The 15,482-nt window shown below is 54.5% G+C and carries 17 protein-coding genes and 1 riboswitch; of the genes, 2 read left to right on the top strand and 15 right to left on the bottom strand.

Going from position 1 to position 15,482, the window contains the following annotated elements; genetic code table 11:
- Positions 1–45 precede the first annotated feature (45 nt).
- The gene (gene gcvT / locus AC4ED1_RS08475; protein WP_490937582.1) at positions 46–1,143 is read right to left on the bottom strand and encodes a glycine cleavage system aminomethyltransferase GcvT; all 1,098 of its coding nucleotides are present in this window, start codon (positions 1,141–1,143) and stop codon (positions 46–48) included.
- Between the two features lie 222 nt (positions 1,144–1,365).
- A riboswitch (glycine riboswitch) is annotated at positions 1,366–1,467 on the bottom strand.
- A gap of 77 nt (positions 1,468–1,544) precedes the next feature.
- On the opposite strand from gcvT, the gene AC4ED1_RS08470 reads away from it, so the two are divergent.
- Complete coding sequence (locus AC4ED1_RS08470) at positions 1,545–3,281, top strand: DEAD/DEAH box helicase (RefSeq protein WP_490937580.1); 1,737 nt, start codon at positions 1,545–1,547, stop codon at positions 3,279–3,281.
- Between the two features lie 30 nt (positions 3,282–3,311).
- Positions 3,312–4,154, top strand: a complete 843-nt coding sequence (locus AC4ED1_RS08465; protein ID WP_490937578.1) for a YqhG family protein — start codon at positions 3,312–3,314, stop codon at positions 4,152–4,154.
- Here the strand turns inward: AC4ED1_RS08465 and AC4ED1_RS08460 are convergent.
- From AC4ED1_RS08460 to AC4ED1_RS08395, 14 genes are all read right to left on the bottom strand, one after another.
- Complete coding sequence (locus AC4ED1_RS08460; RefSeq protein ID WP_490937576.1) at positions 4,109–4,918, bottom strand: hypothetical protein; 810 nt, start codon at positions 4,916–4,918, stop codon at positions 4,109–4,111. The two genes, AC4ED1_RS08465 and AC4ED1_RS08460, sit on opposite strands and share 46 nt — an antisense overlap.
- Before the next feature lie 203 nt (positions 4,919–5,121).
- Positions 5,122–5,580 carry a hypothetical protein gene (locus AC4ED1_RS08455; protein ID WP_490937574.1) on the bottom strand — a complete coding sequence of 153 codons (459 nt, stop codon included), beginning with the start codon at positions 5,578–5,580 and terminating at the stop codon, positions 5,122–5,124.
- A gap of 66 nt (positions 5,581–5,646) precedes the next feature.
- Positions 5,647–6,567: a homoserine kinase gene (gene thrB, locus AC4ED1_RS08450; RefSeq protein WP_490937572.1), complete on the bottom strand. Its 921-nt coding sequence runs from the start codon at positions 6,565–6,567 to the stop codon at positions 5,647–5,649.
- A gap of 12 nt (positions 6,568–6,579) precedes the next feature.
- A complete protein-coding gene (thrC, locus tag AC4ED1_RS08445) occupies positions 6,580–7,629 on the bottom strand; it encodes a threonine synthase (RefSeq protein ID WP_490937570.1) in 1,050 nt (349 codons plus the stop codon).
- A gap of 26 nt (positions 7,630–7,655) precedes the next feature.
- Complete coding sequence (locus AC4ED1_RS08440) at positions 7,656–8,099, bottom strand: ACT domain-containing protein (RefSeq protein ID WP_490937568.1); 444 nt, start codon at positions 8,097–8,099, stop codon at positions 7,656–7,658.
- A 464-nt stretch (positions 8,100–8,563) separates the two neighbouring features.
- Complete coding sequence (gene asnB, locus AC4ED1_RS08435; RefSeq protein ID WP_490937566.1) at positions 8,564–10,492, bottom strand: asparagine synthase (glutamine-hydrolyzing); 1,929 nt, start codon at positions 10,490–10,492, stop codon at positions 8,564–8,566.
- A 63-nt stretch (positions 10,493–10,555) separates the two neighbouring features.
- Positions 10,556–11,065, bottom strand: a complete 510-nt coding sequence (locus AC4ED1_RS08430) for a shikimate kinase (protein WP_490937564.1) — start codon at positions 11,063–11,065, stop codon at positions 10,556–10,558.
- Between the two features lie 67 nt (positions 11,066–11,132).
- Entirely contained in the window at positions 11,133–11,591 is a 459-nt protein-coding gene (locus AC4ED1_RS08425; protein ID WP_490937562.1) for a hypothetical protein, read from the bottom strand.
- Positions 11,584–12,072, bottom strand: a complete 489-nt coding sequence (locus AC4ED1_RS08420; protein ID WP_490937560.1) for a hypothetical protein — start codon at positions 12,070–12,072, stop codon at positions 11,584–11,586. The genes AC4ED1_RS08425 and AC4ED1_RS08420 overlap by 8 nt, the downstream gene beginning before the upstream one ends.
- A complete protein-coding gene (locus AC4ED1_RS08415) occupies positions 12,041–12,403 on the bottom strand; it encodes a type IV pilus modification PilV family protein (RefSeq protein ID WP_490937558.1) in 363 nt (120 codons plus the stop codon). The genes AC4ED1_RS08420 and AC4ED1_RS08415 overlap by 32 nt, the downstream gene beginning before the upstream one ends.
- Positions 12,400–12,909 (bottom strand): prepilin-type N-terminal cleavage/methylation domain-containing protein, encoded by a 510-nt coding sequence (locus AC4ED1_RS08410; RefSeq protein ID WP_490937556.1) that lies wholly within the window; start codon positions 12,907–12,909, stop codon positions 12,400–12,402. The genes AC4ED1_RS08415 and AC4ED1_RS08410 overlap by 4 nt, the downstream gene beginning before the upstream one ends.
- Positions 12,836–13,207 carry a competence type IV pilus major pilin ComGC gene (locus tag AC4ED1_RS08405; protein ID WP_490937554.1) on the bottom strand — a complete coding sequence of 124 codons (372 nt, stop codon included), beginning with the start codon at positions 13,205–13,207 and terminating at the stop codon, positions 12,836–12,838. Before AC4ED1_RS08405 ends, AC4ED1_RS08410 begins: the two co-directional genes overlap by 74 nt.
- 141 nt (positions 13,208–13,348) lie before the next feature.
- Positions 13,349–14,335, bottom strand: a complete 987-nt coding sequence (locus AC4ED1_RS08400; protein WP_490937708.1) for a type II secretion system F family protein — start codon at positions 14,333–14,335, stop codon at positions 13,349–13,351.
- A complete protein-coding gene (locus AC4ED1_RS08395) occupies positions 14,290–15,420 on the bottom strand; it encodes a GspE/PulE family protein (RefSeq protein ID WP_490937552.1) in 1,131 nt (376 codons plus the stop codon). Before AC4ED1_RS08395 ends, AC4ED1_RS08400 begins: the two co-directional genes overlap by 46 nt.
- Between the last annotated feature and the right edge of the window lie 62 nt (positions 15,421–15,482).

Below are 15,482 nucleotides of genomic sequence, written 5' to 3'. Positions count from 1 at the left end.
TTGGGAAGATAGCTGTGCTTTTTCAAATTCCCGCCTCCCTGTCTTTCACTTCTGTCTTTTGTAAAACGGGGTTTTGACGATCACGCCTTTGACCGGTTTGTTCCGGATGATCACGTCAAGCTCCTGGCCGATTTTGGCGTATTCGGATTCGATCAAAGCCAGTCCGATGTTTTTCTTGACCGTCGGTCCCATGGTTCCCGTTGTGACTTCGCCGATTTTGCGGCCCGCCACCTGCACCTCATAGCGGGATCTGGGAATGCCGCGTTCCATCATCTCAAAGCCAACCAGTTTGCGCTTGGGTCCTTCCGCTTTCTGCTTGGCCAATGCGTCTCGCCCGATAAAATCTCCCTTGTCGAATTTGACAAACATGCCCAGTCCCGCTTCGATCGGGGAGATCGACGGACCGATTTCCTGCCCGTACAGGGGCAGTCTCGCTTCAAACCGTAGCGTGTCGCGTGCTCCAAGCCCCGCCGGCACGACCCCGTCCTCTTTTCCGGCGTTGAGAATCTCGCGCCAGAGGCGGATTGCATGTTCCGCGTCGACATAGATCTCAAATCCGTCTTCCCCCGTATACCCGGTGCGGGAGACAAGGGTTTTGACGCCTGCAACTTCGACGTTTTGCGCAAACCGGTAGTACTTAATCGTGGAAAGGTTATAACCGGTCAGCTTTTGCAGGGTTTTCTCCGCAAGCGGACCCTGCAGGGCCAACTGTGCAATTCGCTGCGACACATTCGCGATCTCGACACTTCCCGCCGCGTTTTGCTTTACCCAATCATAGTCTTTCTCGGTATTTGCCGCGTTGACGACCAGCAGATACCGGTCTGTGTCGAGCCGGTACACCAACAGGTCGTCGACACACCCTCCGTCCGGGTAACACATCGGAGAATAAAGCGCTTGCCCGATCTCGATATTGGAAGCGTCGTTGGTAATCCAGCGCTGGATGTTGGAAAGCGCGTCCGGCCCCTCGACTTCGAGCTCCCCCATGTGGGAAACGTCAAACAGCCCCGCCCGGGTGCGAACCGCTTCGTGTTCTTCCAGAATGCTCGAAAATTGGACGGGGAGTTCCCACCCTCCGAAATCGATCGTTTTCCCGCCATATTCCGCATAAACGGGAAACAGCGGCGTCCGTTTCAATTCCGCCATTTACAGACCTCCCTTTAGTCACTCTTCGCACTTATAACAATAATGTTTTCGGGGTCCCCCAAAAGTAATCGGAAAAAAGCTGCGGGAAACAAAGAAATAAAAAAGAGACACAAGAGGAATACTATCCCTGTGTCTCTGTCCTCGCTACCTGAGAGTCCCCTTCCCCGGCGCATCGCGCGGGAAGTTGCCCCTTGGGTGGCCGTTTGGCTCTCTCCAGAGTCGCGTCCTGTTTACGGTACTTCTGCCTGAGAGATTCATGGACATTCGGGCAATCTCCACTTGCTCCTTCGGCGACGCCGCAGCGTTCTCTCCCGTACCAGTCATCCGCAAGTATAAAATCCCATTTTTCACACAATCTATTCTAACATCCTGATTCCGATTATACCATAAGGGGTGAACCCATGAAACCGGATTCTCTGGAGAACCTTTCCTTGCATGGGACACCGGAGTGCACCTTTGACGACACGCTGTTCAAACAGTTTTTGGAGCGGGTGGAAACGGGGGTCTGGGACAACTGGACCTTGTTCCAATTAATCAGAGAAGCGGAAGAGACAAAAGTCGCCCCCACGTTTGACCAGTTGCTCTGTTTGCAGCATATCCCCGCGGTGATCCCTTATCCGCATCAAGTGGCCGCCGCGAAAAGAGTATTGAACGAACTGCAGGGCCGGGCGATTCTCGCCGACGAGGTGGGGCTCGGAAAAACCATCGAGGCCGGCATCATCATGAAAGAATATGTCATGCGGGGACTGGTCAAAAAAGCTCTGGTGCTGGTTCCGGCTTCTCTGGTTTTGCAGTGGACGCGGGAACTCAACGAAAAATTCAACATCAAGGCGTTTGCACAGCGCAACGCTTGGTCGTGGACGGCCTATGACATTGTGGTGTCGTCGATCGACACGACAAAACGGGAGCCGCACCGCACCATCGTACTGGAACAGGACTGGGATCTAGTGATTGTGGACGAAGCGCACAAATTGAAAAACCGCAAAACGAAAAACTGGGAACTGATCAACCGTCTCCGGAAAAAATATTTGCTGTTGCTCACCGCGACCCCGATTCAAAACGACCTGAAAGAATTGTACAACCTGATCACGCTCCTGAAACCGGGGCAACTCGGAAGTGCCCAACAGTTCAGCACCGCCTTCGTTGAAGAAAAACGCAAACCGAAAAATCCGGCGGAACTGAAAGACGCACTGTCGCAAGTGATGATTCGCAACAAACGAAGCGAAGGTGCCGTGTTTTTTACAAAACGCCACGTGACTTCCATTCCGCTTGAACTTTCCCCGCAGGAGCGGGAACTGTACGAGGCGGTGTCGTCTTTCGTAAAAGAAGAGTACTTGAAACGTCGGGCGGCAAAAGCCAACGTGCTGCCCCTCATCACCCTCCAGCGGGAGATTTGTTCCTGTCCTTACGCTGCGCTGCCGACGCTGGAAAAAATGTACAAAGATCCGAAAACGCCCGCTTCGCAAAAAACGCGGATCGAGCAACTGTACCAAATGTGCCAGGCGATTCCCCTGCACGAGTACACAAAAGGCAAAACCGTGATCGATCTGATACGATCCAGCGGCGAAAAATTCATTGTCTTTACGGAATACCGTTCGAGCCAGGAATATTTGATGTATATGCTCGAGCAATCCGGGATCCGCAACATCCCGTTCCGCGGCGGCTTCAAACGGGGAAAAAAGGACTGGATGACGGAGCTGTTTCAGAAACGCACGCAGGTGATGGTTGCGACGGAAGCCGGCGGCGAAGGGATCAATCTGCAGTTTTGCAATCAAGTGATCAATTTCGATCTGCCGTGGAATCCGATGCGCATCGAGCAGCGCATCGGCCGGGTGCACCGTCTCGGCCAGGAACGGGACGTATTTATCTACAACATGGCAACCCGCGGCACGATTGAGGAACACATCGTCAATTTGCTGCAGGAAAAGATTCGAATGTTTGAAATGGTGATCGGGGAACTGGACATCATCATCGGAAAGATGAACAAAAACATCGAAAACGACATTATGGACCTGCTGGTCGAATCCGCATCGGCGGAAGAACTCAGTTCCCGTTTTGACCAACTGGGACAAAAGATTGAAAAAGCCAAACGGGAAATGTTGAAAGACACGTTCCAAGACTTGTCCCCGACGAAGTGATGCGAAGGGAGGTGCAAAAGAAAAGCAAATATGGACAAAGCGCTGATTCAAGACTATTGCAGGCGGTACTTCCAAGCGACCGGAAGCCGGATCTTGCGGGATGAACCGGATTTTTTGCAAGTGGAATTGCCGGTCGAAATCGATAAAGAACTGACGGAACGCCCTTACTACTGGATGTGGGTGGAAGCGACCGGACAAGAAGTGGAGCCTACCGTTCTCAATCTGACATTCGATGCGGCGGCCGAGGTGGACGGTGTAGAAAGAACCGAACTGGTGGCGCTGGGCAGTTTTCGCCTGGAAAAAATTTTTCAATCCGCCGCACGCCGCGGTCAATTCGTCTGCCAATACCAGGACGGCCCGCCGACGGCAAGAGTCCCTTTTTTGACAACCAGCCTGAAAATCTCGTATATCGCGGATAGGCGGAGGGACGAACTGCGTTCTTACGGAGTCAATTTGAAAAGCAACCAGGTGGTTCCCGAGCTTTATGAGCACATTCGCCATCTGCCCATGTCGTCGGAGTTCCCCGATCATTACAAAGATCATTTTGCACAGCCGCAATTCCTTGCCGCATCGCTTGCAACCGGTTGGCAGAAGATAAAAGACACCGTTTTGGAAGAGATCCGCGCAGGCGATCACTCCTGGGCAGTGTCCGCAAGCGAACAGTTGAACCTGGAAATTGAGCAGTTGGAAACCTACTACCAGTCGCTGATGCTTGAAAACCCGGAACAGGCGGCGATGTATGCAGCGGAAAAAGAGCTGCGCGTAGCGGAATTGAAGTGGCGTTGCCAGCCCCGCGTGCAGGTGCAGCCGCTGCATTTTGCGCTGCTTTATCTGGATCCGACCCAATTGACCTGCAGATCATCCCGGATGTAGATCGGATTGCCGGTTCTTGCAAAAACGTCCTGTACCCGCAAGAAGGTGAGGCCGTCTTTCACCGTTTGTTCTCCGGTGATCGCCAATACGGAGTAATAATCCTTGTCAAGGGCTGTGAACACGAGGTAGCCGGCAGATCCCCCATTTTGGGGCAGCAGTTTTTTATCGTACGGCACCGATTTGCCGAGGCCGTGCAGGATCATGACATCCACGCCGCAGTCGGCGCTCGTGTCGGTGGCAAACGTTTGGGTTCGGGGAGTGTCCGTCTCGCTGTTCGCCACAGATGGATCGCCCGTGCCGCTGGCGGAAGCGACCGTTCCGCGCCGGACCGGTTGACCGGGTGGAAGGGTTTCCCCGTTGCCGAGATTGATCCAGTAATCCGGCTTCGCTTCCTCCAGGCGGAAAAGGTGCATGCCGGGTCCCGCGTACATATAGATGCCGGTTCTTTTGCCGGCAAATATCCCCGTTGGAGCGACAGGGCCGAATTCGAGCAGGGTTTGTCCGTCTCCGGTGGTCACGAGATATCCGAGGCTCCGGTTGTCCTTTTCGACATGCCACAAGACCGCTTCGCGGCCGTTCGCCGCAGGTTCCGCCAACACCTGCGACACCGTCGATTCTTTCCAGTCCCGAAACAGCGGATCCGAATCCGCTATGGAATGTTTCCAATCCTCGATTTTCAAGGCTTGTCCGCCGTCCGCCGCCGTGGCGAATCGCATCGGGAAAAGCGCCAAAACAACAAAAGCCAACAGCCACTTCCGCTTCAATGTGCATCCCCCCGGAATTCATTTTACAGACGCGGGAATGCAATTGTTGGCGGAACCTGTCGCCCGTTCGCCAGAATTTTCCTACCAAAATCGACTCGTTTCGCAAATCGGCCGCGTTCGGCGGCAAAACAAATCCCCTGTGCCTGGTTTCGGCGCAGGGAAAAAACGTTGAAGACCGGCAAAGCTTTGAAGATTTTTAAAGATTACGGAAGATTTTTCAGTTTTTGAATTTCGGCGGTCAAAAGCGCATCCGCTTCCTTCATGATCGCCAGCTTATGCTGCATGTGCGCGATTAACGCCGCCGTGATTTTCCTCTCTTTCGCTTCGTCTTGCGCTTGTCCGGCCACTTTTAACTGATCGGCCAACTTTTTGTTGGCCTCCTTCAATTCCCGTTCTTTTTTCCGCAGTTCATGGTATTTGGCAAGATCGAGTTTCACGTGTTTCTGCTCGATAAGGGAACGCAATTCTTCCTGCTTTTGCTTGAGCGTTTCCTCGGCGTGCTCCAGTTCCCGTTTCAGTTCTTGCAGTTCCCGTGGTTCTTTCGGCATCTCTTGCCGCTGGAAGGGCGCGGATTCGAACTGTTCCGCCAAGCATAGCGCGGGAATCGACAGTGCCGCAACCGCCGCTGCCAGACATAAAATCGCTTTTTGCTTGCCTTTCATACGGTTCACCTCTTTGCCGCACCCTTACAAAACCTTTTTTAGGATGCACAAAAGAGGAAAAATTATTTAGGAAATGGAGGTTAAAACCGCAACCCCCTGCTCGGCGGGAGACAGCAGCATGATGCCGGAAGCGATTCCTTCCGACTGGAACCCCGCTCGCAGAGCAGCGCCGATCTCTTCCGCTCCCTGGTTGCAAAACGCGATCAACGCTGGACCGGAACCGGAAAGAACCGCTCCCAACGCCCCCGCTTGCTTGGCGCGTGCGATCGCTTCTTTCATGCCGGGAACCAACGGCATGCGGTAGGGTTCATGCAACCGGTCCTCCATCAGTTCGCAAAACATCTGCAGGTTTCCTTCCACCAACGCCGCCACCATCAGGCTTGCCCGGTTCACGTTGTTGACGGCATCCGCATAGGGAACGGCGGGCGGCAGCGCTTTGCGGCTTGTGCGGGTCGCCAGTTGGAAATCCGGCACCGCAACGACGCATTGCATGCCAGCCGGAGGCGAAAACCGCTTGGCATAGACTTTGTTGTTCAACATGCCGGAGACGACGATGCCACCGAAAATCGCCGGTGTCACATTGTCGGGATGCCCTTCCAGCTCAACGGCCATCTCAATCAGTTCTTGTTCGCAAAGGGGGTGGCCCAACATTTCGTTCGCCGCCCACAGCCCGCCTACGATGGCGGTCGCGGAACTGCCCATTCCGCGCGTGACTGGGACCTCATTGTGAATGCGGATGCGGACCCCTTTCTTTTGCAGGAGGGGCGTTTGGCCCGCTCTTTCAAACACTCGTTCCATCGCCCGGTAAACCGTATTGGTTTCATTCAGAGGGACAAGATGCGCACCGTCACCTGTCACTTCAATTTGCAAATTGCCTGCCGACCATTCCGCTTCGATCGTGTTGTACAGTGACAATGCCATTCCAAACGTGTCGAATCCGGGCCCCAAATTGGCGGTTGTCGCCGGGACTCGTACGCATATTCCCATCTCGCTTCCCTCCTACTTGAAGATCGCTTTTGCAACCGCTTCTTCCGTTGCGGGAACGACCTTCGATTCCATAGTGATGCCGTGTTTCATGGCCGTATCCGGATCTTTCAAGCCGTTGCCGGTCAGCACGCAAACCACGCGGTCGTTGCCGGCAAAATATCCGTTCTTGGCAAGCTTTAATACACCTGCGACGGACGCCGCCGACGCCGGCTCGCAAAATACTCCTTCCGAGGCGACAAGCCGATACGCATGTAAAATTTCCTCGTCTTCGACAAAGTCAATTTTCCCTTTTGAAGCGTTTGCGGCTTCCACCGCCTGCTGCCAGCTCGCCGGATTGCCGATCCGGATCGCGGTGGCGATCGTCTCCGGATTCGCAATCGGTTCCCCTTTTACAATCGCGGCGGCACCCGCGGCTTCAAATCCGAGCATCTTCGGAAGCTTCCCGGAACGCCGGCGCTGGCGGTACTCGTAAAATCCCTTCCAATAAGCCGTGATGTTCCCCGCGTTTCCGACGGGAATCGCCAAATGGGTCGGGGCTTCTCCCAATGCGTCGCAAACTTCGAACGCTCCCGTTTTCTGTCCTTCTATCCGGTACGGGTTCACGGAATTGACCAGTTTCACCGGATGCGTTTCGGCAATCCGGCGCACAATGGCCAACGCTTTGTCAAAATTGCCCTCGATCTCGATGATCTCCGCCCCGTACATAATCGTCTGGGCGAGTTTTCCCAAGGCCACTTTGCCGTGAGGGATCACAACGACCGCTTTCATGCCGGCCCGGGCGGCATATGCCGCGGCGGCTGCGGAAGTGTTCCCCGTCGAAGCGCAGATCAAGACTTCCGCGCCTTCCTCTTTCGCTTTCGTTACCGCCATTGTCATCCCGCGGTCTTTGAAAGAACCGGTCGGATTCAACCCTTCATATTTCAGCCAGACTTCAACCCCCGCCGCGTCCGAAATCTTGGGAGCTTTGTACAACGGGGTATCTCCTTCGTACAGCGTGACGATCGGGGTATTCTCCGTCACCGGCAGAAATTCCCTGTACTCTTCAACGATCCCTCTCCACATCTGGTGTCTCTCCTTTTGATCTGGCACTAGCTGTAGCCCACAATTTCCACTTTTCGCACGCCCTGCAGACTTTGTAAACTCCCTGTCAATTCATCGACTGACACGTTCAACAGCCGAATATCGACAGTGGCGGTCACATGCGCCGCCTGGCTGAGCGGAATGCCCTGCGTAATCGTGATAATGTTGCCGCCGGTTTGCGCTATCGTGTTGAGAACCGTCGACAAAATTCCCGAACGATGCTCCAGAATCAAGGACAACGTGATCAAACGCTCCCGTTTTTCGTCATCAAACAAAAAAACCAGGTCTCTATATTTGTAAAAAGCGGAACGGGACAACCCCACAACGCTGACCGCATCGTTTACGGTGTCAAATTCCCCCCGCGCCAGCATGCCCTTGACCTCAACCGTCTTGACCATCGCTTCCGGCATGATCTCTTCGGCAACCAAATAAAATCTTCTCCGCGATTTCAATGGACTCTCCCTCTCATGCGTTCACATAGCTGGGATCTGTACCTTACAGGGCGTATTGTATTTGTTGTCGAATGTCATTTGGCAGCTTATGCTTCGGCTCATACTTCCTCCCATGCAAGGCTGCGACAGCAAACGCCAAACTCGCCTGCAGGCTCTCTCCCGGCAAGCGGCTGCGTTTGGACAGCATCCGTTTGTTCACTGCGGGAGGAATGAAGTCTTTATATAGTAGACAGTATAACACTCTGTCCCTGGCCGTCTCAATCATTTTTTCGGCATTTTAGCATTTATCGGTTTTGGTTTTGTCGGCGCGGAAGACATTCTAAGGCGTTTGACGCGAAAAAAGAGGTCGCCCCACATCCCATCGCGTTGCGCCTCTCTTTTGTATCGGGTGAATCAATTTTCATCCGGTTCATGCAGAAAAACCGGGCCATAGGATGGAAACAGGTCTGCTGACGGCAGACACTTTATTCGGTTGCACCGACAAACCGCCCGTTCCGCGTTCTTCTCAACCGCACATTGGGGCTCACTTCGCTTGCAATCCGGACCGATTGTTCGACATACACCTGATGCCACAGCATGAAAATCAGAACGGTCCATACCTTGCGGGAGTTGTCCCGGATATTGTTTTTATGGTCGTCGAGCAACTGCGCGACAAACCGCTTGTCGATCAAATGTCCGACGGAACTTGCGTCGATCAGTTCACGGGCCCAGCCGTAGAATTCGTCTTTCAGCCATTTCCGCGTAGGAACCGGGAACCCGAGTTTCGGGCGCTCCGCCACTTCCCGCGGCAGGATGTCCTTCACCGCTTCCCGCAGGACATACTTGGTGGTGCCGTTCATCATCCGGTACCGCATTGGAATCTTGGACGCAAACTCGAACACTTCCTTGTCCAAAAACGGAACGCGCAATTCCAGCGAGTTGGCCATCGTCATCTTGTCGGCTTTCATCAGAATGTCGCCCGTCAGCCAGGTATGGAAATCGACAAACTGCATTTTGGTTACATCATCGTAATCTTTCGCGCGGTCATAGTAGATGCCGGTAATGTCCTGCGGCCGCCGCAGTCCCAGTTCGTCCGGATTGAATTTGACAAATTGCGCCTTCATTTCCTCGTCAAAAATGAACGCGTTCCCGACAAAACGCTCCTGTACGGTCTTGGAACCGCGCAGCAGGAAAGACCGCCCTTTTATTCCCTCCGGCAAATTCTTCGCCATATCCCCCAGCGAGCGGCGCATGGAAGGCGGAAGGTATTCAAACAGGCGAAGCGACAACGGTTCCCGGTAAATCGTATATCCGCCGAACACTTCATCGGCTCCTTCTCCGGAGAGAACCACCGTAATGTAACGGGAAGCGAGCTCGGCGACGAAGTACAGCGCGATGGCGGCCGGATCCGCCACCGGTTCGTCCTGGTAATGCATCAGTTTGGGCAGGACGTCCAGATACTCTTTGGCGCTGATGATCGTGTCCCGATGCTCGGTTCCCAGGATTCTCGCCGTCTCCCGCGCATACGCAATCTCGCTCTGGCCGCCCGCGCCTGCAAAGCCGACCGTAAACGTCTTGACTTGTTCAAGTTCCTTTAGAAGCGCCACAATGGTGCTGGAATCGACACCGCTTGACAAAAACGCGCCCCGCGGCACGTCCGAATTCATGTGCGCCTTCACCGAATTGCGGAGGATTTCGCGCGTTCCTTCCACGTAATAGGAAAGAGGCTGGTCCCCCTCCGCAAACCGCACCTCCCAGTACCGGTGCAAAGACGCTTTTCCGTCCTTGATGATCATATAGTGGGCGGCCGGCAGTTTGTAAATTCCCTCAAACATGGTGAGCGGATCGGGTGCGTATTGGAACGTCAGGTAGTTCCAAAACGATTCCAAATTCACTTCCCGCCGCACGCCGGGCACCGCCAGCAGGCTCTTGATTTCGGAACCGAAAGCGAACGTATCCGCCGTCTCCGTATAGTAAACCGGCTTGATACCGAAATGGTCGCGGGCAACCATCACCTGATTTTGCTTCGAATCCCAAATGGCAAACCCGAACATGCCGCGAAGCTCCTTGACGCAATCCGGGCCTTTTTCCTCATAGAGATGGACGATCACTTCCGTGTCCGATTCCGTCGCGAATTTGTGGCCACGGTCGATCAGCCAGCGGCGAATCTCTTTGTAATTGTAAATTTCGCCATTAAACACGATCCAAATCGAACCGTCCTCGTTCGACAGCGGTTGATGACCTCTCTCCAGGTCAATGATGGACAACCGCCGGAACCCCAATCCCACATTGCTGTCAAAATGGACCCCCGCATCGTCCGGTCCGCGGTGCACAATCAGATCGGTCATCCGTTCCAGAACCGCTTGATCCGCAGGGCGACCGTCTTTGGTCACCATGCCACAAATTCCGCACATGTATGAAAGCCTCTCTTTCTGTCGTACAAACTATTTTCAGTGTATCGGGTTTGTCAAACCGCGTCAACGCGCCGGAAAAGAAGGACAACGGACGATTTCGTCCACAATGGCGGTCACATCCCGGCGGGAAGTGTCGATCCGGATATCCGCCTCGTCGTACAAACCCGTTCGTTCCTCCAAAAGCCGGTCAATGCGCCGGTCCAATTCTCCTTCCGCCAAAAGCGGGCGCCCGGCTTGCCGGGAGACCCTTTCCCTGATCACGTCCCTGTCGGCAAAAAGCGCAATCACATACCCGGTCTTTTTCATCAGTTCCCGGTTGGACGAGCGAAGTACGATTCCGCCGCCGGTCGTGATCAAAAGGCGGTTTTGACGGGAAAGTTCCCGCAAAAGTTCCGTTTCCAGTTCGCGAAAATAAGATTCGCCATCCTCGGCGAAAATCTGCGGGATGGAACGTCCTTCCCGCTTCCCGATCTCCTCGTCCGTATCGAGCCACGGCCAACCGATCCGCTCCGCCAAAGCTTTACCGACGGTAGACTTGCCTGTTCCCATAAAACCGATCAGGTAAATGTTCATTGCCGACACCCCTTTGTCACATCCTATCATACAACGAAAGGATCGGCTATGGACTTTTGGGCGACGGTCAAAGTTCTTCCCAACTTACAATCGCCTTCTCCTTGGTATCCCAGACCGCCTTTACCGTGCTCTTTGCGTGCGGCAACATCCTGCCCTCGGAAAGCAGGAGGACAAACCCACTCTTATTCTCCGGAACGGCTCCCCCGCGTTTGGACTGTCCTTTGGCAGGCTGTGAAGCGACAAAAGCGCCCGCACTGTTCATTTCCGCCGTTTCAACCTTGACCGTATAGTCGCCTCCTGAAAACGGAACCGCCTGAAATCCTTCCCGCCACTCCGGGTTCTCGTGCAACTTGGCGATCGCCCGGTAAATCCCCGCCTCCGCGATGTATCGCACCTGCGTGGATTGCACGCCGGCCAAGGCCGCGCGATAATCGGAAACGGCCAAAGCGAAGATTCCGCCAAGAACGCTGATGCCGATCCACAGCAGCATACAGGTGTAAAACAGGGTGCTGCCGCGTTCACTCATATTTCCACCTTCTTAACGCCAAAAAGGTTTCTCTCTCCCATTTGGAACCCGATTTTTCAACCGCGAGGCAAACCCGTATGCCGCGTTCCCCGACACGTTCCGCATTCCAGTTGGTCACTCCTGATGCGACAACGGATGCTCCGCTGTTGTTTAACGTACGGATCAGATTCCCTTGTCCCGATCTGTAATAACGGATTTGTCTGCCATTTATGTCTTGAAACACCAACTGATCCCCGACAGCCACAATCGCATTGGCGACCCGAAAATCTTCACGCAGAACGCGCAGTGCCGTGTCTCCTTGCATATTTAACTGAACGCCACTCTCCAAGCTCCGGGCGGATTGGTTCCAATGCGCCATCCAACCGACAGTCGTCAGAATGACAAGGGACAACACAAACGTTCCGACCGCCACTTCAAGCAAAGTTATTCCCCGCTCGTCGGTTATGGCGTCAAGGGACCAGCGCTTCGTACGATATCGCACGCTCCTGCCCCCTTTCCCAAAAGGACACGGCAATCCTGATCACAGTGCCGGCCGGGTCCGGACAACCGGTCGCTTCGATCTCATAACGCACACCCGTCTCCTCAACCGTCCGGCTGCCCGGTTGAAAAATGCCGGCGTTTGCTCGTTCCAACTCCTCAACGGCCAACTCGGAAGCGCGGGCGGTTTTGGCGGCAAGCCGATGCTCGCTTTGTACGGTTGACCAGACGGGAACGACAGCGGTAAACACAATCGACAAAACCAAAAGCGCAGTCACCGATTCCAACAGTGAAAACCCCTCCTCGAACCGCAGCGGCCTCGACAAATCCTTCATTTGGGCCCCTCCTTGAGTTGAATTTGCCCGGTGTGCAGATACACGGTCAGCCTGATTTCATGCCCCTGCTCATTCCGCAAAACAACAGTCCCTCCGCCGGATGGATGGCCTTTTTCGCCAAACTCCAGCACGTTTCGGTTAAACGCCAATTTTCGTTCGGAGACGCGAATTCCTTTCGGAAATACAACCGCTTCCCGTCTGCCCGCCGACGTCCAGATCTCATATCCGTTGTCTACCATAAATTTGACGGCAACCGGTTCACGGGATAAAACGGCCAGTGACTGGCACTCTTTCAGATCGGCATACAGTTGGTCGGCAGCCGAGCGGAGTTGCTGGTAGGCTGCAATTCGCCGGTATCCGGGAACCGTAACGCTCAGCAATACCGACAGGCAAAACACCACAATCAACAGTTCAAGCAAACTGAATCCGGATTCATTTGTCTGCAGCGTCCGATGGATGCTTCGAGCAAGTGACAACCGCTTCGCCATTTGAAACGGAAAGCGCATAACTGCCTCCTTTCGGGCAGACTGGCAAGGTTTGCAAGTAATTTTTGCTTTTCAGCACTTCCAGTCCGCTCGGCCATTCATGTTCCGCCAAATAATAGTTCTCCATCTGGGAACGGATCAGCTTCCGGTTTCCTTCACAAGCGGTCGCCTGAGCCTTCTCCCCCGCCGACTTCAGATGGGGGAGCGAAATCGCCATTATGACGGAAATCACAAACAGCGAGATCACCAATTCCACCAAAGTAAACCCTTTGTCATCACCCGGTTTGTCAAAATCCGGCCTGCGAGATAACACTTTCATCCACTCATCCCTTCGTTTTCAAAATTGAAACATTCAGTTTGGAAGAAAGGAATTTCGGACGTGTCCTGGGGGTTCCGTACGTTACGGGGCAAGGCGGGGTCAAAAAAGTGTTGACGGTAAAAGCACAACCAGCATCGATTTCTAGATCGACTGCACCATTTCCATCATCGGCAGAACGACCGCGAGTGCAATGAAACCGAGTATCAGGCCGAGCCCGACAATGACGGCAGGTTCCGCAACTTGCACAATCCGCTGCAACAAGCGTTGCAGGTCCGCCTCAAACTCTCGGGCCGCAAACCCGCAGACGTTCGCCAGATCGCCGCTCGCTTCCGCAGCGTGAACGGCATGCGTCAGCATCATGTCGATCCAGCGTTGGGCCCGCAGCGCCTCGGTCAGTGTCTCGCCTTGCAAAATTCGTTGTTTGATTTCGCCGATCACTTTTCGTTCCAATGAAAAACGGGCTATACGCTCGCATGTTTCCAGCGCGTGCAACAAAGGAAGCCCGCTTGCCGTCAATACGGCGATCGAATCGGCCAGACGATAGGACAGCCACATGCGCCAGACCCTTTTAATCCCGGGAATGGCAAAAATCATGGCGCCTGCTCCCGGGTAGCGCGACAATGTCATTCTCTTCAGCAATAGCGGCAGCAGTCCCGCCAATCCTACCTGCAAAACGATCCAGGGGAGCAAGGTACGAAGTTGAGAGGCAGCCGCAAACAAACTCTTCGTCTGCGCGGGAAGGGAAAAACCGAGATTGAGGTACATGACTTCAAAACGAGGGAGGATTCCATACAGCACAAAAGTCGTTACAAACGCCGTGACGACGGCAACCACCGCCGGATACACCAGTGCGCTGATCATTTTTTGTTTCCATTCGAACCGGTGTTGGAAATAGTCGCCCAAGCGGCTGAAAGTGCGGGCCAAATCGCCGCTTTCTTCGCCCACAAGCGTCATCGCCGGAACCAGCGGATGAAATTTTTCTTGCCCAAACAGCTTGGAAAGCGACTCTCCCGCCTCAATTCCCTTGAGTAAATTGCCGAGCGTCAAAGCATCCCGCTTCGATGCCTGTCCATATAAAAGCGTCAAACACGTGTGGAGCGTGAGCCCGCTTCGTAACAGTCCGGCCATTCGTGCACAAAATCGGGCGAGTTTGCGCTCGTTGCGCCAACGTCCCGCGATTCCAACCATGACAGATCGCCTCCGCATATTCTGACATATTCTTCTGCCGTCACCTCTCCTGTCAGGATCAAATGTCTTAGATACTCTTCCAGCCGGTTGCGCCGCGCGGCGTACGGACGCTGTTCCGGATGGGCACCCGCCAGCAACCAGTTCCGCACTTCTTCGGTAACCGCCATCAGATCGAAAATCGCCCTGCGCCCCCCTGCGACGCGCTTTACCAAACGCTGGGCCAGCACAGCTTTGACAGCCGACGCCACCAGATAAGGCTCCACTCCGATATCGACCAGCCTGATTAACGCTCCTTCCGCCGTGTCCGTATGCAGCGTCGTCAGAACGAGATGACCGGTTAGCGCCGCGCGAACCGCGATTTCCGCCGTTTCCCGGTCCCTGATTTCACCGACCAGAATCACATCCGGGTCTTGCCGCAAAATCGACCGCAGTCCTTTGGCAAACGTCAGCCCCGCCCGCTCGTTGATCTGAACCTGACTGATGCCGGCAATCCGGGTTTCCACCGGATCTTCCAACGTCACGATGTTGAGCTGTCGTTCGTGCAAGAAACGCAATGCGGCGAACAAAGTGGTGGATTTGCCAGACCCGGTCGGCCCCGCGGCAATCAACATGCCGTGCGTCCCTTTCAGCAGCGTTCGGAATTGCTCCAGCATGTCCCGCTCCATTTGCAACTGTTCGAGCTCTTGCAGTTCAGGAGTATGGCGCAGCAGGCGCATCACCAGTTTCTCTCCTTGTACCGTCGGCAGGGATGCAACCCGGATATCCAGCAGATCCCCGTTCTCCGTTTGCGTTTGAAAACTGCCGTCTTGCGGCAACCGGCGCTCCGCAATGTCCATCTCGGCCAGCACTTTAATCCTTTGCACCGAGCTAGCGTCACAAGGCGGCAAATCCGGCATTTGCCGCAAATCCCCGTCCTTGCGGATGCGGACCGCATAGCCGTCCGGCGACGGTTCGATATGAATGTCGCTTGCTCCCAACCGCACGGCGCTCTCCACCAGCCGTTCCACCCAGTCCGGGCTTGCCATCGGCCAATCGGCACCCCCTTTCCCAAAAATTCGAGCACACTTATCTTATTTGATGTTACAAC

The organism is Effusibacillus sp. SKA8 (assembly GCF_058273125.1).
This window is presented reverse-complemented; position numbering and strand designations above follow the sequence as displayed.